This is a genomic window from Halorubrum salinum, from assembly GCF_024494575.1.
Lineage (GTDB): Archaea > Halobacteriota > Halobacteria > Halobacteriales > Haloferacaceae > Halorubrum > Halorubrum salinum.
The window spans coordinates 504,030-530,654 of sequence record NZ_JANHDO010000001.1 but is presented as its reverse complement, the minus strand read 5'-3'; the positions used below and the strand labels follow the sequence as shown (position 1 = coordinate 530,654).

Annotated in this window: 24 protein-coding genes and 2 tRNA genes; 10 read left to right on the top strand and 16 right to left on the bottom strand. The window is 69.4% G+C overall.

The genetic code is table 11. From position 1 onward, the window contains the following. A complete protein-coding gene (locus tag NO930_RS02705; RefSeq protein ID WP_137784270.1) occupies positions 1-270 on the top strand; it encodes a hypothetical protein in 270 nt (89 codons plus the stop codon). Positions 271-296: 26 nt separating this feature from the next. On the opposite strand, the gene NO930_RS02700 is transcribed toward NO930_RS02705, so the two are convergent. Continuing rightward, a tRNA-Met gene (locus tag NO930_RS02700) sits at positions 297-450 on the bottom strand. 172 nt (positions 451-622) lie between these two features. Here NO930_RS02700 and NO930_RS02695 point away from each other — a divergent pair. The 4 genes from NO930_RS02695 to NO930_RS02680 all read left to right on the top strand — a co-directional run bounded on the left by NO930_RS02695 (position 623) and on the right by NO930_RS02680 (position 4,934). After that, positions 623-1,879: a DUF7115 domain-containing protein gene (locus tag NO930_RS02695; RefSeq protein WP_256402387.1), complete on the top strand. Its 1,257-nt coding sequence runs from the start codon at positions 623-625 to the stop codon at positions 1,877-1,879. A 102-nt stretch (positions 1,880-1,981) separates the two neighbouring features. Then, positions 1,982-2,695, top strand: coding sequence for a hypothetical protein (locus tag NO930_RS02690; protein ID WP_256402386.1), 714 nt, complete (start codon positions 1,982-1,984; stop codon positions 2,693-2,695). 291 nt (positions 2,696-2,986) lie between these two features. Beyond that, entirely contained in the window at positions 2,987-4,561 is a 1,575-nt protein-coding gene (locus NO930_RS02685) for a (R)-citramalate synthase (protein ID WP_256402385.1), read from the top strand. A 61-nt stretch (positions 4,562-4,622) separates the two neighbouring features. Further along, a complete protein-coding gene (locus NO930_RS02680) occupies positions 4,623-4,934 on the top strand; it encodes a DUF8081 domain-containing protein (RefSeq protein ID WP_137783759.1) in 312 nt (103 codons plus the stop codon). 48 nt (positions 4,935-4,982) lie between these two features. Here the strand turns inward: NO930_RS02680 and NO930_RS02675 are convergent, their stop codons facing one another. From NO930_RS02675 to NO930_RS02660, 4 genes are all read right to left on the bottom strand, one after another. Next, positions 4,983-5,348 (bottom strand): group I truncated hemoglobin, encoded by a 366-nt coding sequence (locus NO930_RS02675; RefSeq protein ID WP_137783758.1) that lies wholly within the window; start codon positions 5,346-5,348, stop codon positions 4,983-4,985. A gap of 139 nt (positions 5,349-5,487) precedes the next feature. Continuing rightward, positions 5,488-5,572: transfer RNA gene (locus tag NO930_RS02670), tRNA-Ser, on the bottom strand. A gap of 87 nt (positions 5,573-5,659) precedes the next feature. After that, a complete protein-coding gene (gene pyrE / locus NO930_RS02665; RefSeq protein ID WP_137783757.1) occupies positions 5,660-6,211 on the bottom strand; it encodes an orotate phosphoribosyltransferase in 552 nt (183 codons plus the stop codon). A gap of 116 nt (positions 6,212-6,327) precedes the next feature. Beyond that, complete coding sequence (locus NO930_RS02660; protein ID WP_256402384.1) at positions 6,328-9,819, bottom strand: PAS domain-containing protein; 3,492 nt, start codon at positions 9,817-9,819, stop codon at positions 6,328-6,330. A 320-nt stretch (positions 9,820-10,139) separates the two neighbouring features. Here NO930_RS02660 and NO930_RS02655 point away from each other — a divergent pair, with 320 nt between their 5' ends. Next, positions 10,140-11,471: an HAD family hydrolase gene (locus NO930_RS02655; RefSeq protein ID WP_256402383.1), complete on the top strand. Its 1,332-nt coding sequence runs from the start codon at positions 10,140-10,142 to the stop codon at positions 11,469-11,471. Positions 11,472-11,547: 76 nt separating this feature from the next. After that, positions 11,548-12,666 carry a geranylgeranyl reductase family protein gene (locus NO930_RS02650; protein WP_256402382.1) on the top strand — a complete coding sequence of 373 codons (1,119 nt, stop codon included), beginning with the start codon at positions 11,548-11,550 and terminating at the stop codon, positions 12,664-12,666. Between the two features lie 21 nt (positions 12,667-12,687). On the opposite strand, the gene NO930_RS02645 is transcribed toward NO930_RS02650, so the two are convergent. Further along, a complete protein-coding gene (locus tag NO930_RS02645; protein ID WP_256402381.1) occupies positions 12,688-13,152 on the bottom strand; it encodes a TRAM domain-containing protein in 465 nt (154 codons plus the stop codon). Positions 13,153-13,262: 110 nt separating this feature from the next. Here NO930_RS02645 and NO930_RS02640 point away from each other — a divergent pair, with 110 nt between their 5' ends. Then, positions 13,263-14,501, top strand: coding sequence for a mandelate racemase/muconate lactonizing enzyme family protein (locus tag NO930_RS02640; protein WP_256402380.1), 1,239 nt, complete (start codon positions 13,263-13,265; stop codon positions 14,499-14,501). Positions 14,502-14,622: 121 nt separating this feature from the next. Here NO930_RS02640 and NO930_RS02635 read toward each other — a convergent pair whose 3' ends face one another. From NO930_RS02635 to NO930_RS02625, 3 genes are all read right to left on the bottom strand, one after another. Beyond that, complete coding sequence (locus tag NO930_RS02635) at positions 14,623-15,723, bottom strand: TIGR04053 family radical SAM/SPASM domain-containing protein (RefSeq protein WP_137783069.1); 1,101 nt, start codon at positions 15,721-15,723, stop codon at positions 14,623-14,625. A gap of 161 nt (positions 15,724-15,884) precedes the next feature. Further along, positions 15,885-16,355, bottom strand: a complete 471-nt coding sequence (locus tag NO930_RS02630) for a DUF7998 family protein (protein ID WP_137783070.1) — start codon at positions 16,353-16,355, stop codon at positions 15,885-15,887. Further along, the gene (locus NO930_RS02625; RefSeq protein ID WP_137783071.1) at positions 16,352-16,711 is read right to left on the bottom strand and encodes a DUF2249 domain-containing protein; all 360 of its coding nucleotides are present in this window, start codon (positions 16,709-16,711) and stop codon (positions 16,352-16,354) included. Before NO930_RS02625 ends, NO930_RS02630 begins: the two co-directional genes overlap by 4 nt. Positions 16,712-16,793: 82 nt before the next feature. Here NO930_RS02625 and NO930_RS02620 point away from each other — a divergent pair, with 82 nt between their 5' ends. Both NO930_RS02620 and NO930_RS02615 read left to right on the top strand, forming a co-directional pair. Next, positions 16,794-18,242 (top strand): hypothetical protein, encoded by a 1,449-nt coding sequence (locus NO930_RS02620; protein WP_256402379.1) that lies wholly within the window; start codon positions 16,794-16,796, stop codon positions 18,240-18,242. Between the two features lie 86 nt (positions 18,243-18,328). Next, positions 18,329-19,018 carry a helix-turn-helix domain-containing protein gene (locus NO930_RS02615; RefSeq protein ID WP_256402378.1) on the top strand — a complete coding sequence of 230 codons (690 nt, stop codon included), beginning with the start codon at positions 18,329-18,331 and terminating at the stop codon, positions 19,016-19,018. A gap of 37 nt (positions 19,019-19,055) precedes the next feature. On the opposite strand, the gene NO930_RS02610 is transcribed toward NO930_RS02615, so the two are convergent. The 7 genes from NO930_RS02610 to NO930_RS02580 form a co-directional block, all read right to left on the bottom strand. Beyond that, on the bottom strand, positions 19,056-20,030 hold the full coding sequence (locus NO930_RS02610; RefSeq protein ID WP_137783074.1) for an ABC transporter permease: 975 nt from the start codon (positions 20,028-20,030) through the stop codon (positions 19,056-19,058). Next, complete coding sequence (locus NO930_RS02605; protein ID WP_256402377.1) at positions 20,027-20,818, bottom strand: ABC transporter ATP-binding protein; 792 nt, start codon at positions 20,816-20,818, stop codon at positions 20,027-20,029. Before NO930_RS02605 ends, NO930_RS02610 begins: the two co-directional genes overlap by 4 nt. Then, the gene (nosD, locus tag NO930_RS02600; RefSeq protein ID WP_256402376.1) at positions 20,815-22,329 is read right to left on the bottom strand and encodes a nitrous oxide reductase family maturation protein NosD; all 1,515 of its coding nucleotides are present in this window, start codon (positions 22,327-22,329) and stop codon (positions 20,815-20,817) included. Before nosD ends, NO930_RS02605 begins: the two co-directional genes overlap by 4 nt. Further along, positions 22,319-23,110, bottom strand: a complete 792-nt coding sequence (locus tag NO930_RS02595; RefSeq protein ID WP_137783558.1) for a hypothetical protein — start codon at positions 23,108-23,110, stop codon at positions 22,319-22,321. The genes nosD and NO930_RS02595 overlap by 11 nt, the downstream gene beginning before the upstream one ends. 3 nt (positions 23,111-23,113) lie before the next feature. After that, positions 23,114-25,033, bottom strand: a complete 1,920-nt coding sequence (gene nosZ, locus NO930_RS02590; protein WP_137783557.1) for a TAT-dependent nitrous-oxide reductase — start codon at positions 25,031-25,033, stop codon at positions 23,114-23,116. Between the two features lie 264 nt (positions 25,034-25,297). After that, positions 25,298-25,846, bottom strand: a complete 549-nt coding sequence (locus tag NO930_RS02585) for a halocyanin domain-containing protein (RefSeq protein WP_137783556.1) — start codon at positions 25,844-25,846, stop codon at positions 25,298-25,300. 131 nt (positions 25,847-25,977) lie between these two features. Next, positions 25,978-26,520, bottom strand: coding sequence for a DUF2249 domain-containing protein (locus NO930_RS02580; protein ID WP_256402375.1), 543 nt, complete (start codon positions 26,518-26,520; stop codon positions 25,978-25,980). Positions 26,521-26,625 lie beyond the last annotated feature (105 nt).

The window sequence follows — 26,625 nt, the reverse complement described above, 5'->3', positions numbered from 1 at the left end:
ATGACCGCTCCGCGGCCGGGTGACGACGAGCCGATCGACGGACCGGCCACCGGCCTCCGCGGCGGTCGCGTCAAGGCGCTCGGCGCGGTCCTCTGGACGCTCACGTTCCTCTCGGTGACGGTGGTGATACTCGTCTCCGGCGGTCGACTCACCGCTCTCGGTCCGCGGGACGTCCTCTTCGTGCTCCTCCGAACCTTCGGCGGCGTCCTCGCGTTCTTCGTCGTCTTCCCGGTGATAATGAAGGCGCTCTCGGCGTCTCGGCTCCGCTGACGAAGGCGGTGTCGGGAAAAACGGAATGGCCGGGGTGGGCTCCGAACCCACGATCTCCGCATGTCCCAGGTCCGAGGCTCGGCGGAGCCACGGGAAGGACGCGGACGCTTCCAAGGCGTCACCGCACCGAATCTCTGAACCCTATGAGTGCGGCGCTATGTCCAGCTAAGCCACCCGGCCTCACGTCTCCGTACCGCCATGATACTCTTTAACCTTCCCATCCGTTCGACGCGTGCGATCCGGTGACAGAGGTTCGCTCGTGTTCGAGGCCGACGACGCGACGAGCGCATTCGGGAGCGTCTCCCGCCGCGGACCCCGCGGATTTATGCCGGGCGGGGCGGATATCCGCGACATGAGCCTTCCCGACCTGCTCGCCGAGACCGTCGGCGACGAGAGCGTCGTCGCCGAGGTCTCGCTCGGGGGAGACGACCGGCTCGCGGTCACGCCGACGCGGACGCTCGTGTACCGCAGCGACGGGCTGCTGTCGGACGAGTCGGTCGCGGAGTACTCCCACGACGTCGAGCGAATCGCGGTCTCTTCGGGCCGCCGCAAGGCGAAACTCACGCTCAGCTACGGCCTCGACGGCGACGAGACGATATCGGTGCCGGCGAAGCGCGTCGACGACGTGCTCCACCCGATCCTCGCCGGCATCCTCTCGGCGACGGGCGTCACGGATCCCGGCGAGTCGGTCGTCCGGACGTTCCGGTTCTCGGAGCTGACGCTCGTCGTCACCAGCGACCGACTCGTCAAGCACATCGGGTCGGTCGTCTGGGACGAGGAGTTCGAGGAGTTCCACTACGCCGACCTCACCGACCTCGACTTCGAGGAGGGGACGGTCGCGACCGCCGTCGTGCTCGCGCTCGACAGCCGCTCGGAGCGGTTCAAGGCCCCGAACGAGTCCGCTCGGGCGGTCCGCGAGACGCTCGTCGACGCCGTCTGTTCGTTCTACGGCGTCGACAGCCTCGGCGAGTTCCGGGCGACCGTCGCCGCGGACGCGGACGACGCCGGCGAAGGGCCCGACAGCGCCGAGAGCACCACGGACTTCGGTGAGGGTCCAGACCCGTTGTCGGCGTCGCCCGTCGCGGACGCGGAGGCCGAGGCCGAGTCCGACGCCGCGCACGACGTCGACGCCCGTGACGAGGCGGTACGCGGTATCGGCGAGGCTGACTCCGACTCCGGTTCGACGGCCGGAGCGACGACGCAATCGGGGGGCGACCGACCGACGGAAACGGCGGACGCCCAAGGGGCGGAGCCGTCGGTCGACCCGGTGGTGGACGCGACCGGGGGGTCGACGGCGGACGCCGATGCGAACGCTCCGACCGAACCGCGACACGACGGCGACCCGGCGACCGAATCGGCGAACGCGCCCTCGACGGACACCGCGACCGACGTGCTCGACGATCCCGTCTCCGACGCGTCCGACGACACCGGACGGATCGAGTCCGACGCGTTCGACGAGTCACCCTTCGAGAGCGCCGGTGTCGAGGGCGAGGACCTCGCGACGGAGGTCGCCGCGCTCCGCCGCGAAGTCGAGACGCAGTCCGAGCGGCTCGAACGACAGTCCGCCCTCATCGAACAGCTGATAGAAGAGCTCCGCCGCGGACGCTGATCGGTCGGTCGTCGATGTTTTTCACGACGTACCACCCGTCGCGCGAGCGGCGTTCGTTCGGTCCGGCCGTCACCTTATCACCGAAACGGGCACAGTCCCGCCGTGATCTCGTTCAGCGACGTGGCCCGCGCGGCCTACTGTCCGCGGCAGCTCTACTACGTGCGGCGCGCGGACGAGCGTCGGGTCCCGCCGGAGGCGAGCGCTCGCATCGATCTCGCGTACCGGTACCCGTCTCTCGTCGGCGCGCCGGACGCGACGCTCCGCCGGCTCCCGATCCGGCGGTCGCCGGCCGCCTACCGGCGGAACCTCTCGCGGCTTCGCGAGCGCGACGACTACGACCGCCTCGTCGACCCCGACCGAACGCGGGCGTTCTGTGCGGGTAAGGACTGCCACGGGCGGGTCCACAAGGTGCTCGCGGACAGTGGGGCGGACGGCGGTGGGGCGGACGGCGGCACGGGTGCCGTCGATACGCCCGACGACGACGGTCCGCCGACGCCGGTGATCGTCTCGCCGGGCGAGCCGCCGGAGAACGGGGTCTGGGAGCCGCAGGCGGTCAGGGCCGTCGCGGCCGCGAAGGCGCTGTCGTGGGAGCGCGAGCGGACGGTGCCGCGCGCGCTCGTCGAGTACCCCAGCGTCGGCGTCGTTCGTTCGGTCCGGCTCACGCGCCGGAAGCTGGCCGCCTACCGCCGGGCGCTGCGGGCCGCCCGGGCGATCGACGGGCCGCCGCCTCGCGTCGACGACGACCGCTGTTCGGCGTGTGAGTACCGCGATCAGTGCGGGACAGGCCGCCGATCGCTGCGCTCGCTATTGGGGTGACCCGCGAGCCGCGGCCGAGAGCGCGTCGAACCGGTCGAGATCTGCCGTCGGCCGTCGCTTTCGTCGAGATCCGGTGGCGCTCGCCGCCGTCGGCGGAATCCGACCATTTATCAGTGTGTGACGCGTCGGCACGCACACGAATGACACGAGACGATCGTGATCGTTCGGGGGATAGAGGAAGTCGCCTCACGGCGGCTGGCCGCGAAATTCTCCGACGATAACGACTCCGGGGCACGCCCGCCCCGCGGCGGCACCGACCCCGAGACAGCCGACACAGTTACGGATCCGCTTTTGACTCAGACACCACTCACCACCCTCGACGAGGTACAGCTCTTAGACACCACCCTGCGCGACGGGGAACAGATGCCGGGCGTCTCGCTCTCGCCCGACGAGAAGGTCGACATCGCGCGCGAACTCGACGCGGCGGGCGTCCACCTCGTCGAGGCGGGCTCGGCGTGTACCTCCGAGGGAGAGCGCGAGGCGATCCGTCGAGTGGCAGCAGAGGGGCTCTCGGCGACGGTGACGAGCTTCGCTCGCGGGGTCAAAGCGGACGTCGACCACGCCCTCGACTGCGGCGTCGACGGGGTGAATCTCGTCGTTCCCGCCTCGGACAAACACGTCGAGACGAAGGTCGGGTCGAGCCGCGACGAGGTCGTCGAGACGACGGTCGAACTCGTCGAGTACGCGAAAGACCACGGGCTGTGGGTCGAGGTACTCGGCGAGGACGGTTCGCGGGCCGACCTCGACTACCTCGAACGGCTGCTCGGCGCGGGCCTCGACGCCGGCGCGGACCGGATCTGCTACTGCGACACCGTCGGCGCGGCGGACCCCGAGCGCACCGCCGAGGTCGTCTCCCGGCTCGCCGACCTCGGTCCGACGAGCCTCCACACCCACGACGACCTCGGGTTCGGGATGGCGAACGTCCACGCGGGGCTGCGCGCCGGTGCCGACACCGTTCACGGCACGGTGATGGGCGTCGGCGAGCGCGCCGGCAACGTCGCTCTCGAAGAGGTCGCGATCGCGCTCGACCGCTCGTACGACGTCGACACCGTCGAGCTGGCACGGCTCTACCGGCTCTGTCGGACCGTGAGCGAGGCGACCGGCGTCGCGCTCCCGCCGAACAAGGCGGTCTGCGGGACCAACGCCTTCGCGCACGAGTCGGGCATCCACACCGACGGCACCCTCAAGGACGGGACGATGTACGAGCCGTACCCGCCGGAGACGGTCGGCAGGGAGCGGCGACTCGTGCTCGGGAAACACGCCGGACGGGCGGGAGTCAAGGCCGCGCTCGCGGAGCAGGACGTGGCCGTCGACGACGACGAGCTGAGCGAGGTCGTGAGCCGCGTGAAGGAGCTCGGCGACCGCGGAAAGCGCGTCACCGACGCCGACCTGCTCGCGATCACCGAGGACGTGCAGGGCCGCGAGCGCGACCGCCACGTCGAACTCGTCGACCTCTCTGCGACCTCCGGCGGCAACCTCCCGACGGCGTCGGTCCGCCTCCGCGTCGGCGACGACGAGCGCGTCGCGTCCGGCACCGGTGCCGGGCCGGTCGACGCGGGGCTCGAAGCGGTCCGGGCCGCGCTCGCGGGCGGTGACGGGACGGGCGACGCCGCGGACGCCGACGGGTCGACCGGCGTCTCCTTCGACCTCGACTCCTACCACGTCGACGCGATCACGGGCGGCACCGACGCGGTCGTCACCGTCGAGGTCGACCTCTCCCGCGGCGACCGGTCGGTGAGCGTCTCCGCGACCGACGCGGACATCACCCGCGCCAGCGTCGTCGGGATGGTCGACGGGCTCGACCGCCTCTTGGCCGCCGAGGCCGACGCGACCGGCACGGAACCGAGCGCCGTCGCGGACGACTGAACTGCTCGCTCGCCCCGGCCGTCTGACGGGGGTTTTAATCGATGACGCTCCAATCGAACCCGTGAGCGTCGTCGTCGCGGTCAAACCGTCCGCCCGCAAGCGCAACGCGAAGGTGGGGCGGCTGGTGTTCGAGGACGGGAGCCGCCACGCCTTCGAGAGCCGCGCCGCGGCCGAGCGGTGGGCAGACGACCTCTCTACGGGCGACGGCCACGTCTGGATCGCGAGCGCGCATCCGCGAGACGAGGGGGACGCCGACCTCTATTTAGTCTCCCGGGCGACGAACGCGAAGCTCGAGGCGGCCTACGACAAGCGCCGTCGTCGGCTTCGCGGCGGCCCGACACCCGAACAGGAGTCGCTCGGCAGTGAGCCGTAGCCGCGTCGAGAGTCGCTATCGCGAGCGGTGAGCGCGGCGTCGACGTCTCTACCCCGCCTCCACGATGTCGTCGCGAAACCCCTCTACGGCCTCCAGTACGGCCTCGCGGTCCGCGTCGTCGACGTCGAACTCGCGGAGCGCGTCGTCGAGGTGTCCCGCGACCGCGTCGAACTCTGCGGCGGTGATACCCATGCCCCCGTGGGACGCCTCCATGTCGTCGCCCTCGTACTGCATCGGTCCGCCGGTGACCGCGCTCAGGAACTTCGTCTGGTGGGAGCGCTGCTCGCTCATGTCGACGTCCTCGAAGTGGTGTGAAACGTCGTCGTCGGCCAGCACCCGGTCGTAGAACTCCGTGACCACCGCCCCGACCGCCGGCTCGCCGCCGAGCCGGTCGTACAGCGTCGCGTCGGGCATACTCGGGGGACGCGGCGTCGGGGTATGGGTCTTTCCCCTGTGACGGATCAGTGCGCACACGATCGATTCCGCTCGCGAGAGCGACTGAGGGCTGCGAGAGAACGCGGCGAAGCGACTCGACGGGTGGAAACTGGAAAAGCGCCGAGGCGGAGATTTGAACTCCGGTGTCCGAATGGACAGTAGATTTCGAATCTACCGCCTTGGCCAGGCTAGGCTACCTCGGCTCGTCTTCGGGTTGGCCGGTTCCGCTGTTATGCGTTTCGATCGCGGACGGCGGCGGGACGCTCGGTCTCGATATCTGTCGGCCGCCGCTACTCGTCTGCGTCGCGCTCCGCCAACAGCGCCGAGGCGGATATCAGCGACTCTAACTCCACGCCGTGGTCGGCGAGCAGCGCTCCGGCTCCCTCCTCGCGGTCGACCACGACGAGCACGCGGTTCACCGTCGCGCCCGCCTCGCGCAGCGCCTCGACGGCGTCGACGGCGGACTGGCCGGTTGTCGCGATGTCCTCGATCACGACGACCTCTTCGCCGTCTTCCAGCTTCCCTTCGATCCGGTTGGCCGTGCCGTACTCTTTCGTCTGCTTGCGGGCGATGACGTACGGTCGGGCCAGTTCCGCGGCGGTCACGGCGACGAGCGGCACCGCACCGAGCGCGACGCCGGCGAGCTTTGCGTCCGTCTCGGCGAGTTCGTCGGCGAACGCCTCGCTGACGAGCCGCAGCGCCTCCGGGTCCGTCTCGAACCGGTACTTGTCGACGTAGTAGTCGCTCGTCCCCCCGTGTGAGAGTTCGAACTCGCCGAACCTGACCGCGTCGGCCGCCCGAAGCGCGGCGATGAGGTCGCGTCGTCGCTCGTCGTCGATCATACTGGAGAGGCGCTCGCGGGCGATTATAAACCGGTCGGAACGCCACCGGCGACGCACCGCCGAGCCTCGCGTCCGCGTCGGCGACCTCGCCGCTGGGGTGCCCCGGCGATCGGCCGTCACTCGGCGGCCGGAATCCGCAGCGTGACGGTCGTCCCCGCACCGCCGAGCCCGGGATCGAACGCGATCTCGCCGCCGTACGACTCGACGATCCACGCGACGATCCAGAGCCCGATCCCCGTGTTGTGCGTGAGCTGTGTCACCTCCGCGTCGCCGGTGATCACGGCGCGGACCGGCTCGGGGATCCCGGAGCCGTCGTCGGCGACGCGAACGGTGACGGTGCCGGTCGCGGGGTCGCGGTCGGCCGCGATCTCGACCCGAGGCGCACCCGCGCTCCCGTGTGCGACCGCGTTCTCGACGAGCTGGTCGAGGGCGTCTTCGAAGCGCTCGTCGCCGCGTATCTCGACGTCTCCCGGAACCGAGACCGAAATGCGCGCGTCGGGGTACGCTTCCGCGTACCGGTCTCGAACGGCCTCCGCGGCCGGTCGGACGGCGACCGCGTCGGGGTCGGCCACGATCCCGTCCTCGACGACGCGTTTGATCGTCGCCGCGCCCTCGGCGAGCTCGGAGAGCCGCTTCCCGGTCGTCTCTATCCGTCGGGCGAAGTCGGCGATACGCTCGTCGTCGGTGGTGGTTTCGATCTCGCTCGCGAACCCGAAGACGACGTTCAGCTCGTTCCGGAGGTTGTGCCGGAGGATGCGGTTGATGACGCGGACGTATCGCTCCCGCCGCTTCCGGTCGGTGATATCGGTGTAGATGCCGAACGCCCGGCGGCCGTCGGTCGTCTCGTACGAGAAGCCTCGGAAGAGGAACTCCCTCGGCCCGTCGACCGTCTGCCGGGTGACCTCCGCCGTGACCGACCCCTCCTCCCGGACGCGCTGATCGAGCGTCTTCGCCTCCGCGGGAGCCGGATCGTCGTCGGCCGAGGCGGCCGCGTCCGCACCGCCGTCTCGGTCGCGGTGGCGTCGATCGGAGATGATATCCAGCGCGTCAGTCGACTGGCCCCGCAACGTCGACGGGTCGTGTCCGAACTGCGACGCGAACGCGGAGTTGATCCCGGTCACGACCGTCTCCTCGGATTCGAGCGACACCTCCATCACCGGGTCCGGAAGTCGCTCGAACAGCCGATCGAACCGGTCACGCTCGCGAGAGAGTTCGGTCCGCGTCCGCCGGAGATCCGTCGTGTCGGTGAGCGACACGACCGCTCCGGAGATCCCACCGGAAAGCGCCGAGAGGCGCAGTTCGCCGTGTCGCTCCAAGGCCCCGTCTGCTCCGCCGATCGTCACGTCGATCCGCCGCCTCTCGGCGTCGGTACCGCTGGAGTCGGTGCCGCCGGCGTCGCTCGCGCCGTCGCCGTCCTCGCCCCCGTGAGCCTCGGCGTCGATCGCGTCGCGAGCCACGAGCCCGTCGAGCGCACCCGCGACGCGGCCGGCGGCCGGGTCCGGGAGCACCGTACAGAGCGACGAGCCGACGAGTTCGTCCTCGTCGACGCCGAGCCACGCGATAAACGACGGCGTGGCGTACGTGACCGCGCCGGATCCGTCGAGCACACAGACCATGTCGTCGACGTTCTGCAGGGCGTTCTCGTAGGTCCGGAGACGCTCTTGTCTCCGCTGGGCGTCGAGCGTCGCCGTCGCGTTCATCGCTAACAGCTCCACTACCGAGACGTGAGAGTCGTCGAACGCGTCCGGCTCGGTCGACCCGACGACGAAGCTGCCGTGGTCGCCCAGGGGAACGCCGATCGCAGATCGGATCCCGTGGTACTCCCGGTCGTCGTCGCGGGCTTTCAGGTCGTCGTACGTCTGTGTCTCACCGGTCTCGAACGCGGCCCCCGCGACGCCGCCGCCAGGTGCTCTCGGGTCGCGATCCGCGTACGCGTCGCCCTTGTCGCCGCCGGTCGAGACGAGCCGGAGACGTTCGGTGTCGTCGTCGAAGAACCGAACCCCGCCGATGTCGAACCCGAGGATGTCGTCGACGGCGTCGTTCAGACGGTCTGCGACGCTCTCGGGGTCGGGGTCGCGCTGCATCCGCTCTGCGGTCCGAAGGAGCCGTTCGAGCGTCTGTTCGCGCCGCCGCTGCTCGGTGACGTCCGCGAAGAACACGGACAGCCCGTCGGGCGAAGGATACGCGGTCACTTCGGTCCACAGGTCCAGCGGCGCGTAGTGGTCCACGAACGAGACCGTCTCTTGCGTCTCCATGGCGCGTCGGTAGCTCGTCTCGTACGCCCGGCCGAGCGCGGCGGGGAACTCGTCCCAGACGACGGAGCCTATCAGGTCGTCGGCCGGCCGGTCGAGCAGCTCTGCGGCCCGGTCGTTGACGTAGGTGAACCGCCACTCCGTATCGAGCGCGAAGAACCCGTCGTCGATCCGCGAGAGCGTGTCTTCAAGCTCTCTGACGGCCTCTTCGCGCCGCTCGCGGTCCTCTCGCCGCTCGATCGCCCGGCCGAGCCAGTCGGCGAGAAGCTCGACGAAGAGGAGTTCGTCCTCGGTGAACGGACGCTCGCGGCTGTCTTCGTCGACGAAACAGAGGGTCCCGAACACCTCGCCGTCGACGACGACGCGGCCGCCCACGTAGCTCCCGAGGCCGAACAGCTCGTGTGCCGGGTCGCCGTCCCACCCCGCCTCATCCGGGTCCGTGAAGGCCACGACGCCGCGAGATCCGCTCCCGGCGTCCACCGTGGCGTCGTCCGATCCGCCGGACGCGCGGCCCACCGTGCCGCCCGCGTCGCCGGCGGGATCACCGTCGGTGTCGCCGCCGAACGCGTCGCGCGTGTCGTCGGGTCCGTTGTCCGAATCGTCGGGTCCGTTGTCCGAATCGTCGAGTCCGTCGCTGGTTCCGACGGTTCGTCGGCAGTACGTCTTCGAGAGCGGAAGCGACCCGTCGGCGTCGATGACGCCGCGCTCGACGAGCGACTCCACGAGCGCGGACCCGCCGCGGTGTCGGTCGAGGGTGAAGCGGTCCTCCGTCGTCCGGGACGCGTAGCCGACCGAGAGGTCTAAGCGCGCTCGCCCGAGGTCCAAGAGCGCGTCGAGCTTCGCTTCGAGCCCCGTCGTCCGGTCGGAGACGATCCGGACGAACGGTTCGAGAAACGCGGTTCCGCCGGTCGCCGCGGGCGACGATCGGTCATCGATGCGCGCTTCGAGCGTCTCGTCGTCCGCCGTAAGCCGGCGGCCGGAGACGTACTCGGCACCGAACCGGCTGGCGTCGATCGCGGCGTCGGGGTCGTCTTCGGCGGAGTACGCGAGTAGTTTCGCCTCCGGGAACCGCGTTCTGACCGAGCGCAACACCGTCGCAGTGTCGGTGTCGAGTCGGCTGGGCGCGGAGCCGGCCGCAGTCCCCACGCGCACGACCACGACGGAGTCCGTCGCGGTCTCCGCCGCGTCCTCGCGCGTGCCGTCGGGCGTGGTCGTCCGCGTGGATACCGCCGCCGCGATGTCGTCGCCGAGATCCGAGCGATCGGCCGGGGAAAGTGATATCGTGTCCGCAGGTAGCACCGCCCACGCTGCGTCGAGACGATCGCCGACGTGAACGACTGGTCGATCAGGTCTCATTTCCTCCGGTCGCGTCGTGCCGACCGGACCGGGAGACACGGCCGACCGACCGGCCGGTCAGGCCCAGCCGTCGACGGCCGCCATCGAGAGGTACAATCATTACGCGAACGACGGGAGCGCCGCACATAACGCTTATTTCAACTTCCCGAAAGTACCGGTCGACGTCAGACGCGGTGACACCAGACAGCCCTCTCAGTTCGGGTGAATCGACCGCCACAGAACACGTGCTACTAGCTGACATACCACAATGATATTCGACTGAGCCGGCCCACCCGACCGCGAGACGGCACGTTTTACGCGGTCCGGATCGCAGGGGCGCTATGGAGCGGTACGATCTCCTCTATCGGTTGTACGACGAGTTCGACGTGGAGACGCTGCGAGAGTACCAGTCGTTCGTGGACCTCTTTCCGCCGGTCGACTCGCGGGTGGCGCTCGATCACTGGGAAGAGGTCAGCGACGAGCTCGACCGATTGAAACGACAGATCCGCGAGTCGTTTCCCGCCGGGAGCACGTTCGCCGAGACCGCGGCGCGCGCCGACCGAGAGACGGCCTTCACCGCGCTCGACCTGTTCGCGCGATACGACCGCGCCGTCAACGCGCTCGTGTTGGACGTCGACGAGACGCTTCGGTCGGCGGGACAGACCGACAACGAGATCCCCCGCGAGACGCTCCACATCCTGACGGAGATACACGAGTCCGGCGTCCCGATCGTCATCTGTACCGGCCAGACGCTGGAGAACGTGAAGGGGTTCATGATTCAGGGGCTCGGCAACGAACTGGTGCACTCGGGGGACCTCTCTATCGTCTACGAGGCCGGAAACGGCGTGTTCACGCCGGGTCACGGCTCACAGACGAAGCGGCTGCTGTATCAGGACCTCGGCGCGGACGTCAGGAGCATATTCGAGCGGGTCCGGACGCGCGCGCTGTCGGCCGCGCCGGACAACGTGCGGCGCGGCTGTCACCTCCAGGGCAACGAGTTCAACGTCACGCTGAAGCCGAACTTCGAGACGGGGAGCGCGGACGCCGAGGCCGTGATCGACGACGGGCTCGTCCACCTGCTCGACGCGCTCGGCGCGGCGGTCGCCGAACGGGTCGGAGACGGTTCCGACGCTTCGGCCGACGACAGGGAAGGCGACGCCCCAGCTGACGACACGGGAGGCGACGACCCGACCGGCCGCGCGAACCGCGGTGCGGCGTGGGCGCGGGCGCACTACGCGGCCGCCGACCCGGAGATCCGCGACGTGCTCGAGGCGTCGGGGATCGAGCCGGCGGCCGACGAGCCGGACGCGTCCGTCTCCATCCCCGATCCCGTCGCATCGCTTTTCGACGAGATCGACGTCGCGTACTACCGGGGGGACGCCGCGGAGATCGGGTCGCTGGAACTCGACAAGGTGGCCGGGGTAGAGGCCGCATTCGACGTGCTCGACGTGACGGACCCCTTCGCGCTCGTGATGGGCGACAGCAAGTCTGACCTCCGGGTGATGGAGTGGGCCGCCGCCAACGACGCCGGGATCGCGGCCGCGCCGGAGCACGCCTCCGCCGACGTGCTCTCGCACGTCCTCGATCACGACGAGCTGGTGTTCGATCGGGGCCAATCAGCGAAGATGCTCCGGACGGCGTACGTTATGAACCTGTTCGCGCGGCTGGAGTGACTCGCGGCGCACGCCCCGATCGCGCGCTGGAGTCCGGCTCGTCGCAGTTATGTATCGTCGTCACGACCGTCCGGACATGTACGACTTCGTCGTGGTCGGTGCCGGTCCCCCCGGCTCGCGGTTCGCCCGCCGCGCGGCCGCCGCGGGCCGCGACGTGCTCGTCGTAGAGAAGGGGACGGTCGGCGAGCCGCTGGCCTGTTCCGGACACGTCTCCGACGACATCTGGGCGTTCGTCCCCGACGACGCCCGAGAGCGGCTCCTCCAGAACCGCGTGTACGGCGCGCGGTTCCACGTCGGCGGCCCGGACTCGCGAGCGTACCCGTTCTACAAGCCCGAGCCGGTCTCGAACGTGATCGACCGGGTCGAGCTGGACCGGACGCTCGCGGACGCGGCCCGCGATGCGGGTGCCGACGTGCGCGAGGGGCACACGGTCGTCTCGGTCGAGGAACGCGCGGACCGCGTGACCGTCGAGGTGAGCGTCGCCGACGGCGGCACGGAGCGCTTCGAGGCGCGGATGGTCGCCGGCTGCGACGGTCCCACTTCGCGGGTCCGGCGGTCGCTCGGCCTCCCCGAGCCGGACGAGCTGCTGCACGGGGTGCTCGCGTTCGACGACGACCCGGACGACGGCGACCTCGTCGACGTGCACCTCACCGCGCCGACGTTCTTCGCGTGGCGGATCCCGCGCGGCGACGCGGGGGTGGAGTACGGGCTCGCCGCGCCGCCGGGCGAGGACGTCTCGGCGCGGTTCGACGACCTCACCGACGCCTACGGCGTGACGACCGACCGGTTCTGTTCGGGGGCGATCCCGATCGGCCCGCCCGATCGCGTGACGACCGACCGAGCGTTCCTTATCGGCGACGCCGCCGCGCAGACGAAGCCGTTCACCGGCGGCGGGATCCTGTACGGGATGACCGCGGCGGACGTGGCCGCGGAGACGATCGACCCGACCGATCCCGACACGCTCGCCGATTACGAGACGGGATGGCGCGAGGAACTCGGCACGGAGATCCGGCTCGGCCACGCGATCCGCACCTGCTACTCGCTGCCGGAGTCGGTCCAGCGGGCCGGGCTGTGGGCGCTGTCGGGCGAGATCGGCGTACACATGGACCGACCGACCTCCGTCTTCTCGCCGGCGCACCTCCGCAAGCTGTTCGCGCGGAGCGATCCGCCGGAGCGAGACGGCCTGCGAGAGTGAGGCGAACGGCGAGGGGATCGCTTACTCGTCGATGACGTCGGCGAAGGAGACGTTTTCGCGGACGCTCGTGATCTCCACCGTCGGCTGGTCGCCCGGTTCGGAGTCGGGAACGATCACGACGTATCCCCGCTCGATCTTGGCGATCCCGTCGCCTTTGTCGCCGAGCGTCTCGATCGTCACTTCGCGGACGTCACCCTCCGACACCGGAGGGCCGGACGGCGCGGCGTCGGTCGACGACTGCGACGTCGTCGGACTCGCGCCGTTTCCGGAAGGAGACCGGCCTGACGTCGGTTCTGCCGCGCCTCCGGCGCTGGAGGCCGGCGATTCCGACGCCTCCCGTGCGATCAGCGCGACGCGGTACGACTCGCCCGGTTCGAGGGTGCCGTGTTCGATCTCGGACGACGGGACCGTGACGACGTGCTCGCCGTCGCGCTCTTCGATCTCGCCGGTGAAGAGACACGCCAGCGAATCGGTGATTTCGACCATGCACCCCGTTGCGGGTGCGTCGTTGAAAAGCTCCCTATCTTCGCGTCCGAGGCGGGCGGCCCGGCGGTCGAACATAAACGTTTACCCTGTTTCGAATAAACAACTGGGCCATGAGCAGGAACTACGAGTCGCTTCACGACCCGAACGCGGAGTACACGATGCGGGAGCTCTCCGCGGGAACGATGGGTGTTACGGGGTCGCGCGGCGGCGGCCGCGACGTCGAGATCACGGACGTACAGACCACCATGGTCGACGGGAACTTCCCGTGGACGCTCGTCCGCGTGTACACCGACGCCGGGGTCGTCGGCACGGGTGAGGCGTACTGGGGCGCGGGCGTGCCGGAGCTCATCGAGCGCATGAAGCCGTTCGTGATCGGCGAGAACCCGCTCGACATCGACCGGCTCTACGAGCACCTCGTCCAGAAGATGTCCGGTGAGGGCTCCGTCGAGGGCGTCACGGTCACCGCGATCTCCGGGATCGAGGTGGCGTTACACGATCTGGCCGGCAAGATCCTCGACGTGCCCGCCTACCAGCTGCTCGGCGGGAAGTACCGCGACCGGATGCGCGTCTACTGCGACTGTCACACCGAGGACGAGGCGGACCCGGAGGCGTGCGCCGACGAGGCCGAGCGCGTCGTCGACGAACTCGGCTACGACGCGCTGAAGTTCGACCTCGACGTGCCGAGCGGCCACGAGAAGGACCGCGCGAACCGCCACCTGCGCCCCGGCGAGATCCGCCACAAGGCGGAGATCGTCGAGAAGGTCACGGAGCGTGTCAAAGACAAGGCCGACGTCTCCTTCGATTGCCACTGGACGTTCTCCGGCGGCTCCGCGAAGCGGCTCGCCGACGCCATCGAGGAGTACGACGTGTGGTGGCTCGAAGACCCCGTGCCGCCGGAGAATCTGGAGGTGCAGGAGGAAGTGACGAAAAACACCGTCACGCCCATCGCGGTCGGCGAGAACCGCTACCGCGTCACCGAGCTCCGCCGGCTCATCGAGAACCAGGCGGTCGACATCGTCGCGCCCGACCTGCCGAAGGTCGGCGGGATGCGCGAGACGCGGAAGATCGCGGACGTGGCGAACCAGTACTACGTGCCGGTCGCGATGCACAACGTCGCGTCGCCGGTGGCGACGATGGCGGCCGCTCACGTGGGCGCGTCGATTCCGAACTCGCTCGCGATCGAGTACCACTCCTACGAACTGGGCTGGTGGGAGGACCTCGTCGAGGAGGACGTCATTGAGGACGGCTACATCGAGGTCCCCGAGGAGCCGGGGCTCGGTGTCACGCTCGACATGGACGCCGTCGAGGCGCACATGGTGGAGGGCGAGGAGTTGTTCGACGAAGCGTAGCTTCGTCGGGCTCGATAGGCGAGTGTACCGAGTCTATCGGCGTTTGGCGAAGCTAGACATCTCCCGCGCTGAAGCGCGAGGCGTTCTCCTCGGTTCTCCGTGAAAAGAAAGCCGTTCTGCGTCACTCCGCCGGTTCACTCCGCTCTCCGGTTGTCGTCTGTCGGTTCGGGAGCGGACCGTCGTACTCCTCGGGGACGTACGAACAGAGCGGGTCACTCTCCAGCGGGTCGCCGGTGGCAGCGTACGCTCGGGACCGACTGCCGCCACAGACCTGTCGGAACTCGCAGACTCCGCACTTCCCGGCGAAGGCGTCGGGATCGCGTAGCGACTCGAACAGGTCGGCGTTCCGGTACACGTCGACGAGGTCCCGATCGCGGACGTTGCCGGCGGAGGCTGGCAGGAACCCGGACGGATACACCTCGCCGGTGTGGCTGACGAACGCAAACCCGCGGCCGGCCGTGATCCCGCCGCGGCGTTCGGCGGCACTGTCGGTCTCTCCCGCGCTCGCTCGCTGGAGTCCGACCCGTCGGTAGAAGGGTGCCTCCGTGGTCTTGACGCCGAACGCCTCGGCTTCGGAGACCTCGTGGAGCCACGCCATCGTCTCCTCGGCGCGCTCAGGTGAGACGGGATCGAGCACGCGACCGCGCCCGACCGGGACGAGGAAGAAGACGCTCCAGAGGACCGCACCCAACTCGCGGACGCGGTCCCGGATCGCGGGGAGGTCCGCGACCGTGTCCGCGCAAACGGTGGTGTTGATCTGGAGGGGGATCCCGGCGTCACGCGCCGCGCGCGCGGCCCTCATCGTGTCCTCGAAGCTCTCCTCGCCGCGGAAGTCGTCGTGGCGCTCGCGGGTCGAGCCGTCGAGGCTGAGCGCCATCCGGCAGATCCCGGCGGCTTCGAGAGCGCAGACCAGATCCGGCGTCAACGACCGGGTTCCGCTCGGCGTGATCGTCATCCGGTGACCCAAATCATCGCCGTGTGCGGCCAGTTCGATGAGGTCGTCGCGGACGAGCGGGTCGCCTCCGGAGAGCACGATCAGCTGGTTGTCACCGAACTCGGCCGCGTCCTCCAGCAGTCGCTTTCCCTCCGCGGTCGTGAGTTCGTCGGGATGGCGCTCTGGACGGGCGTTCGCCCGGCAGTGGCGACAGGCGAGCCCGCAGGCCTGTGTCACCTCCCAGACGAGGACGAGCGGCCGCCGAGTCGGGTCGATGTCGTCGAACATTGTCAGATCGCAGTACGGCCCCGATCCCTTTGGGCAGACCCCCGAACGTGTTCCTCAGGGCGGAGCGAGACGCGGATTTCCGTCCGAGCGACCACCCGCTCGCGTCGCGAGGTGTCGACCTCCGCACCCGCCGCGGGATCATCGGGGACCATCGGGGAGCATCAGGGACCATCGGCCGAGAGCGTCGCGAGCCGCTCGTTGATCTGGTCGGCGTTGTCGGCCCGCTCGGCGATCCGGAGTTCGACCGCGTCGTGGGTGATTTCGGAAGTCGAACGCAGTGCCCGGAGCGCCCCCACCGCGAGCGGTTCCGCCTGCGGGCAGAACGCGGTCGTCGGCGTGAACTCGACGCGGAGGACCACGTCGTCGCTCCCGTTGTCCGCGGCCTCGGCGTACCGGAACCCCGCGTCTGGATGCCTCGGGTCGAGACTGAGCCGGGCGAGGTTGTAGCCGAAGGTGGCGTCGTACACGTCGTGCTCCTCGAAGGCGTCGGTGACGTGCTCGTGGACCGTGGCGTGGCGCGCACCGGCCAACACGTCGTGTTCCCGGACGAATGGTCCAGGCTCCGGGAGGTGGTCGGGGGTGAATGCATCGACCGGATCGAACTCCGGCTCGGACCCGCCGAGGAGACTCACGACTCCACCCCCTCGGATCCGTCGGGCCAAATCGCCGTGACGACCGCGTCTGTCGCGTCGGTTTCGACTGCGGCGTACGCGAACCCCCGCTCGTCGAGCCGCGGGAAGAGGAACTTCGGGGACCGGTCGTTGTACTGGAGCAAGACCCCTTCCTCCGGGAGCGCCTCGATCCGTTCTAGCGTCTTCCGGAGCGGTTCGGGCGGTCCAAGTTCGCGGACGTCGAGAGACTCGGTCTCACCTCCGGTCGGCGCGTCCGTCCGCTCGGCTACCGCCCGTTCGATCGCCGTCGAATCGACGGTTTCGGATCCCATGTGTGAGACGACGCGTCCCATCACCGGGTCGCTTGTGACGAACATGTTCAGCGGGCCCTCTCGAATCTCCGGGCAGGCGAATATGTTCGGAGACGGGTTGAGGAGCGTCGAGGGAGATCCGTTCGGTATGGAGGATCTGCGAGGCGATCTCTCGACGGACGCAGCGCCCCCCACGACGATCCCGCTGCGACACTTCGTCGTCGGGTTCGGGTTCCTCGCTCTCGGGACCGCCGTTGGGGTCGGCTCGACCGCGGGGTCGCTCGCGGCGACCGGCGGGTCGTTCCTCGCGGCGGGACTCGACGGCGTCGCGGTCGCACACCTGCTGTTTGCCGGATGGGTCGGGATCACCATCTTCGGCGCGATGACGCAGTTCGTCCCGGTGTGGGCCGGTGTCGAGCTGTACTCCGACCGCCTCGCGTCGTTGGATCTGACGCTGTCTGCGGTGGGCGTCGCCGGCTTCGCCGGCCTGCTCTGGATCGGACGGCCCGCCGCGACCGCCGCGTTCGCGACCGTGCTGCTCGCCGGGGTGTGGGCGTTCGCCGCGAACCTGCTCGCAACCCTGTGGCGGGCGCGCCCGCTCGACGTCACCGAGAGGCACTTCGCGGCCGCGGTCGGCTACCTCGCGCTGGCGGCGTCGCTCGGGTGGCTCCTCGCGATCGACTATCGGTACGGACTGTTTCCGGCGACCGGGCTCGGGTGGCCGGACGCTGTCGCCGGGGTCGTCGGCTCCGGCGGGCTCTCCCGGTCCGCGGTCGCGGACGCGCACGTCACGCTCGCGGTACTCGGCGGCGTACTCACGACCGTCGTCGCTGCGCTCTATCAGCTCGGTCCGATGTTCACGCGAGAGCAGCCGACCGCGGTCGATCGAGTCGCGACGCAGTTGGAGTCGGTCGCCGCGCCGACCGGCGTGCTCGTCCTCGCTGGCGGACGGCTGACGGGCGTCGAAGGCGTCGCGACCGTCGGTGGTGTCGCGGTCGCGCTCGGAACGGGGTTGGCCGGCGCGGTGCTGCTGCGACGCGTCCTCGCTGCCTCGGGAGCGACGACGCCGATGGTCTCTCGGTACGCGGTGGTCGGCGTCGCCGCGGTCGCCTGGGCGACGAGCGCCGCGCTCGCGTGGACCGACAGTGCGACGGGAGCCGCGGTCCGGTTCGGCCACCCGACGCTGGGGCTGCCGCTGTTCGCGGCCCTCGTCGGCTTCGTCGTTGTCGGAACGCTGTACCACGTGGTTCCGTTCATCGTCTGGCTGGAGCGGTACGCGGACCGCGTTGGACTCGAACAAGTCCCGATGATCGACGACCTCTACGACGCGCGGATCGCTAGGACGGACCTGTGGTGTACGCTCACAGGAGCCCTGCTGGTCGTTGTGGGTGTCGCCGGTGAGGCGGGTGTCGCTGGGGGTCTGGACATCGCAGGCGGTGCGGGCGTCGGGAGCGTTCCCGTCGCGACGTCGATCGGTCTCGTCGTCCGCGCTGGACTCGTCCTCGTCGCCCTCGGTGTCGCGCTCTTCGTCGCAAACGTCGCGCGCGTCGTGGTCGAGCACGCACCGGGTGCGCTTCGCGGCGAGTCGGACGGATAACGGCCGCTCGATGCCGTGTATCGCCGAGAACGAGCGACGAAACTGCGGAGCCGAAGGTACTTCCACCGCGACGACGAAGCGGTACCATGGCACAGGCACGTCTCCGAGTTGACATCCCGGACGGCCCGTGGGTCGGCGACATCTCCCGCGAGTTCCCGAACGCGCGGTTTCAGGTGCTGACCGCGACGCCCGACGACGGGGGCGGGTTCGCGCTGGTTCGGGTCACCGCCGACGACGTGGACCCGATCCTCGACGCGGTCGAGGAACACGACACGATCACTGACGTTTCGGTGATGGCCGAGGACGACGGCATGCTGACGCTCCAAGTAGCGGCACTCGTCCCGCTGTTACAGACGGTTGCGCGCCGAGCGGGCGTCCCGATCGAGATGCCCGTCGAGATCTGTGACGGCGTCGCCCGCGTCGACATCACCGGCCCGCACGAACGCGTGGCGAAGTTCGGCGACGCGCTCCGCGACGTCGGCGCGGAGTTCGAGGTCGACTACGTCCAGCAGCGCGTGAACCCCGGCGGGTCTCTCACGGCGCGCCAGCGAGAAGTCCTCTTCGAGGCGGTCGACCGCGGCTACTACGACGTCCCCCGAGAATGCACGCTCACCGAGGTGGCCGACCACGTCGGCATCGCCAAATCGACCTGTAGCGAAGTGCTCCAGCGCGTCGAGCGCACCGTCGTCCGAGAGTTCGTCGACGACCTCCCGCGCCGCCCGGTCGACTTTGAATCGATCGACGACGGCCCCGAAGGCGTCGATCGCGTCCAGTGACGCGACCCGACCCGGTCGAGTGAAACGACCCGGAAAATCAGAGCCGCCGTCGACGGACAAACCGCGCCGCGACCGCGACCGGGACGAGACACCACGCGATCAGCGCGAACGTGATAGAGGCGGTCGAGAGCCCGCTGTCGACGAGGAGGGCGGTGAAGCCGCCGCCAGCCGCAGCGCCGAGCCCGCTCAAGACGAGCACGCGGAACGCGCTCACCGGGTTCGACAGCACGAAGGCCGTGAGCGCGATGTCCGGCAGTTCGAACGCGGCGACCAATCCGAGCGCGAGCAGGTCGTGGATCAAGACGAACCAGACCCACACCAGCAGCGCCGCGCCCAGCGCGTGGGTCTTCTCGCGGACGACCGTCGACAAAAGCAGTGCGACCGCGAGGAACGCGGATCCCACGGCGACCGCGCCGAGGAGGAACCCGAGAAACGCGGACCACGCGCCGATCCCGAACTCGCGGACGATCAGGACGCCGCTGAACCCGAATCCGAGGACCGTCGCCCCAGCGAGCACTGCCAGCCGCCCGAGGTACGTCCCGACGACGACCTCGCTCCGGCGCACGGGAAGCGAGAACGTGACCGCGAGCCATCCCTCGTCTTCGCGTCCGACGACCGCGTCGTAGCCGAGCGCGAGCGCCGCGAGCGGGACGAGGTAGGCGGCGAGACTCGTCAGTGACGCCACGACCCGCCCGGCCCCGTCGGGACCGAGCGCGGAGCCGCTGAAGGTCAGGATCATCGCGCCGAAGACGACGAACAGCCCGGTCAGCGCGAGGGCCCAGCGGCTCCGGACCGCGAGCCGGTACTCCGTCACGGCGACCGTCAGGACCCGCCGAACCGAACCGCGGACCGCCGCGGCGTTCGCGGCCGTCACCGGCGTCGTCGACGCCTCGACCGTCGCGCCGGCGTGCCCGCCGTCGGGTCGCGTCCCCGTCTCGTCGGGAGCAGACTCTCGCTCGTCCGGCGTCCGTCGGTCCGACGCCCTCTCGTCGGGGTCGACGGGGCCCGTCATGGTGCCACCTCCGACGGCTCATCGGCGGACGCGTCTGTCACGGCCGCGCGGAACGCGGCGCGGAGACCGCCGCGGTGGCGGTCGTCTGCGCGGTTCGCCGCGCCGGTGTCGTCGTCCGCAGCGTCGGCCGCGAGTGCGTCGATCGGTCCGGCCGCGTGAACTCGGCCCTCGTGGAGCACCGCTGCGCGATCACAGAGCCGTTCAACCTCAGGGAGGACGTGCGAGCAGAAAACCACCGTCGCGTCCGACGACGACGTGACCTCCTCGATGATGGCGTGGAACTCGTCGACGCCGCGAGGGTCGAGCCCGGCGGTCGGCTCGTCCAAGACGAGCACGTCGGGGTCGGGCAACAGCACCGACGCCAGCCCGAGCCGCCGGCACATCCCGTTCGAGTACCCCGAGACGCGGCGGTCGGCCTCCTCCGGCGCGAGACCGACGCGGTCGATCGCGTCCGCGACGCGGCCGTCACGGGGAAGCCCGCGGACCCGCGAGTGGAAACCGAGCACCTCGCGACCGGTGAGCCCGTCGGGGAAGCCGACGTGTTCGGGGAGGTAGCCGACCAGCTCGCGGATCCGACGGCCGTCGTCCGTCACGTCGGTGCCCCCGACCGCGACCGTGCCGGCGTCGGGGCGATCGTGGCCGACGAGCAGCCGGAACAGCGTCGACTTCCCGGCACCGTTGGTGCCGAGGACACCGAACGTCGATCCGCTCGGGATCGACAGCGAGAGGCCGTCGAGAGCGGTCACGTCCCCGTACGTCTTGTGAACGTCAGTGGCGTCGATCCTCATTGGTGTCCCTCCGTGTCTGCGGTTCGGTTCCCGCCGCGGTCGGTGTCGTCGCTCGCCGTCGTAGTCGTCTCTCCACCTCTCGGCTCGGCCGCCTCGTCGTCCGGGGCGTAGACGCGCCAGTCGTGGTTCGGCTCGGCCAAGGGACGGCGGTCGACGATACCCGGCGACTCGATCACCGGGAACGAACTCTCGGCGAGCCGAACCGCCTCGAACGCCGGGCTGTCGGCGAAGACGGCCGCCTGCGGATGGGCGTCTACGAGGTTCTCGACGAGTCCGATCGGGCGGTGGCGGATCTCGCTCGTCCCGTCGCCGTCGCGGTCGGCGACTCGCGCACCGGACCAGTAGTTGCCGCGGTCGGTCCCGTTCCAGACGGCGAGCGAGTTGCGGGCGGTCCGTGCGGCGCGGTCGTTGGCGACGAAGCTGTTGCCGGCGACGACCGCGTTGTTGCTCTCGGCGGCGCTGTGGACCCCGACCCCGTTGTGGTACAGCAGGTTGTCGACGACCCGGTTGTCCTGCGCGTTGTACAGGTACAGGCCGTGCCGGTTCGCGACGAGATGGTTGCCGGCGATCGTCGACTCCTCGATGTCTTTCGCCATGATTCCGTGGCCGCTCGTACCGCCGTTACGTAAGGCGACGTTGTTCCGCACGTCGAGCCCCTCGCTCACCATCAGCGCGTAGCCGACGCCGTTATCGGCGGCGACGTTGTCGACGAGGCGGTTGTCGTCCGAGTACATGTAGTGGACGCCGTACCGCGCGTCCCGGATCGTGTTGTTCGCGGCGAGCACCTCGGTCGCCCACTGGAAGTAGATCCCGTCGCGAACGTTCGCGATTTCGCTGCCGCGGACGACGGTGCCGTTCGTCTCGTAGAGGTGGATCCCGTTGCCGCGGTTGGTCACGGGGTAGACCTCCTCGCGGCCGTCGATCCGCACGTCGTCGATGACGGCCTCGTCGACCCCGTCGATCCAGATCCCGTAGGCGGTGTCTGTGATCCTGACCGACTCGATCCGAGCGTCGCCGCCCGCGATGAACACGCCGGCGTCCTCCGTACCGAGGTCGCTGCCGGACCCGCGCACCCACACCCCGGAGACCGTGACGTTCTCGCCGCTCACGGTCAGAACGCGTCCCTCGCCGCCGCCGTCGATCACGGCCCCGTCCGCGCCCGCGACGAGCTGCACGCCGTCGACGCTCGCGTTGACGCGCTCGTCGAACCGTCCGTCGAGAGTGACCGTCTCGCCGGGCGCTGCGGCGTCTATCGCGGCCTGTGCGGACTCGAACGACTCGCCGTCGACGGTCGCGGTGCCGTCGTGGCCGGGCGCGGTCACGTCGGTCGCCGCGACGTCGGTAGGCACGTCGAACCCGGTGGCAGCGCCGGTTCCGTTCGCGGCACGCCCGGCGTCAGCGGTGGAGGCGCTCGCGTCTGCGGCCCCGGCGGCGACCGGCAACACGAGCGCGAGCGCGGCGACGACACAGGCCGCGGCGAGGAAGCCGGTCTCGGCGCGGCTACCCGGCATGACTCCCCCCGTCGCGGTCGTCGCTACGCTTCCGATCGGAGCCGTCACTGCCGCGGTTCGAACCGGGACTGCCGTCGCGGCGACGCGCGAGCGCGTCTCGGATCTCGCCCGGGAGCGCTCGGGCTAGCGCGGGGAGTTCGGCGACCGTCGCCTCGGTGTCTCGTGCGAGGTACGCGACCGCGAGCAGCACGGCGGCGAGGACGGCCATGTACCCGCCGGGACCGAACCACGCGAAGCCGCTGATGTTTGCGACCTCGTAGGGACCCAAGAGGGGCGGGGTGAACCCGTCGATGCCGCGCAACGGCGCGTCCGGATCGAGCGCGTGGCCGGCCTGGTAGAGCCGGTACTGGATGAACGCGAACATGCCGACGAAGACGGCGATCGTCCCGACGAACTGCGCCGTGAGTCCGGCCTTGAGCTTTCGGACGGTCGGCGCGAACGCGACGAAGGCCCCGGTGAGCGCGAGGCCGACGAACACGATCGGTCCGAGCAGCCATTCCGGAACGCGGATGGCCCCCTCTTGGACCTCGTAGTTCGGGTCGACGTACACCGGGTCCGGGTAGTAGAACCCGGCGTACTTGTTGAGCCCCTGTACCTCGGCGAAGTTGCCGCCCAGACGCGGGTACGCGTACAGTTCGATGAGCAGTTCCTGACTGGGATACTGCGGCGCAGTGAGCGTGATCTGCCACACCGGAACCAGCAGCGCGCCGACGAGCAGCGCCGCCGCTGCGAGCGGGAGCGCGCGTCGGATCTCGGCCAGCCGCGCGAGCGACGATGTCATGGCTTATCCCTCCGGTTCAACGATCAGCCGCGAGCGCATCTCTAAGTGCAGCGCGCTGCAGAAGTGCGCGCAGTAGATCCAGTAGACACCGGGGTCGTCGACGGTGAACGTCGCCTTCCGCGTCTCCTGGGGGGCGACCCGCATGTTGATGTCGTGTTCGGGGATCGCCACCGAGTGGAGCATGTCGCTCGTGGTCTCGATGTTCGTCACCTGCATCTCGACCGTGTCACCCTCCTGAACCGTCATCTCCTGGAAGCCGTAGTGGTTCCGCGTCGAGTACATCTCGATCTCGACGCGGTCCTCTTCGACGCGCTCCATCGTCTCCTCGCCCTCGTCGGTGTAGTCGAGTTCGAGGTCGTCGGGGTCGTACGTCTTCGCCGGATCGAGCTTCGACTTGTGGCAGATCGACGCGTCGTGCGGCTCGGCCTGTGCGGGCGAGTCTTTCACGAGCTCCATCCCCGACTCGTCGTCGCCGATGTAGATCAGCTGGTCGTTCTCCGGGTGTTGCGGCCCGACCGGGAGGAACCGGTCTTTCGACAGCTTGTTCAGGGAGATGAGCCAGTCGCCCGCGGGGTTTTCGGTGTACGACTCCGCGGCGATCAGGTGGCCGGGGTTGTAGTGCACGTCGATTTTCTCGATGACCGGGCTCTCCGAGCGCGCCTCTGCCTCGACTGCCTCCTCGATGTCCCACTTGACGACCTGCGAGTCGATGAACAGCGTGGTGTACGCGTGGCCACGCCCGTCGTAGGCGGTGTGGAGCGGTCCCAGACCGAGCTTCGGCTGGCCGACGATCGCGTCCGTCGGGTCGTCGACCTCGTCGATCGCGTCGATGTCGATGACCGACGCGGTCGGGTCGAGCTTCCCGCTGACGATCACGTACTCGTTGTCCGGCGTGACGCTGACCCCGTGCGGGCTCTTCGGCGTCGGGATGTAGTGGACGATCGGTTCGTCGCCCTGGTTGAGCGGGCTGTCCTGCCGACCGTCGACGACCGGCACCTCGTTTATCGTCTCGTACTCGCCGGCCTCGACCGCGGCCTCGATCCGCGGGATGTCGAACGCCTTCACGTTGTCGCGGTCGGCGCGCGTCATCCCCGATTCGGTCGCGGCCTCCTCGCTGTTGTACGCGCTCGTGAAGAAGTACCGACCCTCTTTGCTCCCGTCGCCGTTGTCCATGTTGCCGTCGATGAGCACCTCCCACTCGACGTTCATCGACTCGGGGTTGATCGCGGCGAGGACGGAGCCGTACGAGTCGGGGTCGTGGAGTTCACCGCTCCCGTCGTTGGGGATCGGCGTTCGGAACTCTCCGACGCCGAATATCAGATCGGTGTCCGGCAACTGCGCGCAGGCACCGTGAGTCCCCTGCTGGTTCGGGATGTCAACGATGGCGTCCGTCTCGAAGTACGTCAGGTCGATGCGAGCCATCCGGCCGTTCGCCTTGTCGTTGACGTACGCGAACCGGCCGTCGTAGTCCCCGTCGGTCTGGCTGATCCGCGGGTGGTGCGTGTCGCCCCAGGTGTATCCGCCAGACTCTTCGAGCATCTGCTGGCTCTCGTCGTCGTGGCCGTAGCCCTGGCTGGCGTCCCGGTTGAACACCGGGATGCGGATGAGTTCGCGCATCGACGGGAGGCCGTACACCCGCACGTCGCCCTGCTGGCCCCCACTGAGGAACGCGTAGTACTCATCGTGTTCGCCCGGCGGGACGGAGTTGTCGACCCCGCTAGCCGACGCTGCCCCGTCGACAGTGTTCTCGTCGCTCAGTAGGCTGGTACAGCCCGCGAGCCCGCTCAGCCCGCCGATCGCGGCGCCGGCCTTCATGAAGTCTCGCCGGCGGAGTCCGGGGAGCATCGAGTCGAAGCCGTCGTCGCCGGTCGGCTGGCCGTCCGATTCTCCCGCGTCCGTGGACCGTCGTGTGTCCTGTGACATAGGTGGTCTCCGCGAGTGGCGTGTTCTCGCGACAGTTGGCGGTTGCTGGGTCACCCATATAGCTGGTCCAGCGGCTTGCGATACGATAGGAAGCGCGCGAACACGTTCGGGACGCAAGTAGGAGTGAGGAGACGCAGAGACAGATCGTCCCGACGTGACGATCGATACCGCGTCGCAACCGACGGATCGCAGTCGTCGAATCCGTCACGCGCGCCGTAAAAAAGGAGAGTGACGACGATGCAACCGCTCAGTCCGTCGGCGGCGTCACTGCACGACGACTGCACCCTTCATGCCGACGGCCTCGTGGGGGGTGCAGACGTACTCGTGGATCCCCGACTCTTCGAAGGTATGTTCGAGCGTGTGACCCGCTTCGCTCACCGTTTCGCTCTCGAAGTCGCCGGACTCGGCGGCGACGTTGTGGCCGCCACCCTCGCCGGTCCACTCCCAGACGACGGTCGTCCCCGGGCTCACCGCCACCGCGGCCGGACCGAACGAGAGACCGTCTCCCGCGCCGACGTCGACGGTGACCTCGTCCTGTCCCGTGGCGTCGACCGTCTGGTCGTAGTTGTTCGCGCCATCGAACCAGCCGCCGTAGTCCGGCTCTTCACTGAGGTACGCGGTGTTGCCGGAGCCGCCGGAACCGTCGCTCCCGCCGGAGCTGTCACCGCCGTCACTCCCATCGCTCCCGCCGGAACTGTCGCCGCCGTCACCGCCGTCGCCCCCACCGGAACATCCGGCGAGCAGGAGCGTCGCGCCGGCGGCAGTCGTCGCCTGTACGAACCGTCGTCGGTCGAGTCGCGTATCGTTCGTCATGTAGTCGGTCGGTGATTGTGGTGTCGTGTTTGTAACGGGCCATGCGCTGATCCGGCCTGCGAGAACGCGACGAACACGTTCGGGCCGGAGCGCATCTTCGGTGCGCGTGACGCGCCACGCGCGGCCGGTGATTACGAATCAGACCGTTCGGTCAGCACGATGAGCGCGGCGCCGTCCTCGCGCGCGGTCGGCTCGACCGTTCGATCGCCGTCGAATCGGAGGAGTTCACCGGCCTCGACGCGGTGTGTTTCGTCGTCGACGCGCACGTCGAACGACCCCTCAAGCGCGTGAAACAGCACCGCACTCCCGGGATGGTCGTGTGCGGGCACCCCCTCGCCGGCCGACAGCGCGAGCCGGACCGTCTTCGGCTCGCGTCCGGGGAACACCTCCGCGTGAGGCTCGCCGGAGAGCGCGTCTATTCGGACGATGTCGGCGGACCCGTCCGTCGCGACCTTCGGTAGCTCGGCGACGAACCGTTCCGGACCCTCGCGCTCGACGGCGTACCCCTCGTCGTCGAACGCCGGCACCTCGGCCGACAGCTCGTAGAAGAGCGGTTTCGGATCGTGGTCGTTGACGATCGTGAGCGACTCGCCGGGATCTACGTCCGCGAAGGCGTCGTGGATACGGTCGTGTCGCTCGTTCGGCGGAATCTCTCTGACGTCGAGTTCTGACATCGCACGTGACCGTCGGCGTCCCCGATACGTGTCGACCGTCGCGAACACGTTCGGGGTCATTGATCGGTCGGGGTCGATCGCCGACGGTCGTCCCGCCGTCGGCGC

Bases quoted from the DNA above. Each gene is read 5' to 3' on its own strand.
- NO930_RS02660 (WP_256402384.1), bottom strand. From the start codon at position 9,819: ATGAGACCTGATCGACCAGTCGTTCACGTCGGCGATCGTCTCGACGCA.
- NO930_RS02675 (WP_137783758.1), bottom strand. From the start codon at position 5,348: ATGCCCGACGCGACGCTGTACGACCGGCTCGGCGGCGAGCCGGCGGTC.
- pyrE (WP_137783757.1), bottom strand. From the start codon at position 6,211: ATGATCGACGACGAGCGACGACGCGACCTCATCGCCGCGCTTCGGGCG.
- NO930_RS02610 (WP_137783074.1), bottom strand. From the start codon at position 20,030: ATGACGGGCCCCGTCGACCCCGACGAGAGGGCGTCGGACCGACGGACG.
- NO930_RS02635 (WP_137783069.1), bottom strand. From the start codon at position 15,723: ATGTTCGACGACATCGACCCGACTCGGCGGCCGCTCGTCCTCGTCTGG.
- NO930_RS02620 (WP_256402379.1), top strand. From the start codon at position 16,794: ATGGAGGATCTGCGAGGCGATCTCTCGACGGACGCAGCGCCCCCCACG.
- NO930_RS02585 (WP_137783556.1), bottom strand. From the start codon at position 25,846: ATGACGAACGATACGCGACTCGACCGACGACGGTTCGTACAGGCGACG.
- NO930_RS02625 (WP_137783071.1), bottom strand. From the start codon at position 16,711: ATGTTCGTCACAAGCGACCCGGTGATGGGACGCGTCGTCTCACACATG.
- NO930_RS02645 (WP_256402381.1), bottom strand. From the start codon at position 13,152: ATGGTCGAAATCACCGATTCGCTGGCGTGTCTCTTCACCGGCGAGATC.
- NO930_RS02650 (WP_256402382.1), top strand. From the start codon at position 11,548: ATGTACGACTTCGTCGTGGTCGGTGCCGGTCCCCCCGGCTCGCGGTTC.
- NO930_RS02705 (WP_137784270.1), top strand. From the start codon at position 1: ATGACCGCTCCGCGGCCGGGTGACGACGAGCCGATCGACGGACCGGCC.
- NO930_RS02655 (WP_256402383.1), top strand. From the start codon at position 10,140: ATGGAGCGGTACGATCTCCTCTATCGGTTGTACGACGAGTTCGACGTG.
- NO930_RS02605 (WP_256402377.1), bottom strand. From the start codon at position 20,818: ATGAGGATCGACGCCACTGACGTTCACAAGACGTACGGGGACGTGACC.
- NO930_RS02580 (WP_256402375.1), bottom strand. From the start codon at position 26,520: ATGTCAGAACTCGACGTCAGAGAGATTCCGCCGAACGAGCGACACGAC.
- NO930_RS02615 (WP_256402378.1), top strand. From the start codon at position 18,329: ATGGCACAGGCACGTCTCCGAGTTGACATCCCGGACGGCCCGTGGGTC.
- NO930_RS02640 (WP_256402380.1), top strand. From the start codon at position 13,263: ATGAGCAGGAACTACGAGTCGCTTCACGACCCGAACGCGGAGTACACG.
- NO930_RS02695 (WP_256402387.1), top strand. From the start codon at position 623: ATGAGCCTTCCCGACCTGCTCGCCGAGACCGTCGGCGACGAGAGCGTC.
- nosD (WP_256402376.1), bottom strand. From the start codon at position 22,329: ATGCCGGGTAGCCGCGCCGAGACCGGCTTCCTCGCCGCGGCCTGTGTC.
- nosZ (WP_137783557.1), bottom strand. From the start codon at position 25,033: ATGTCACAGGACACACGACGGTCCACGGACGCGGGAGAATCGGACGGC.
- NO930_RS02595 (WP_137783558.1), bottom strand. From the start codon at position 23,110: ATGACATCGTCGCTCGCGCGGCTGGCCGAGATCCGACGCGCGCTCCCG.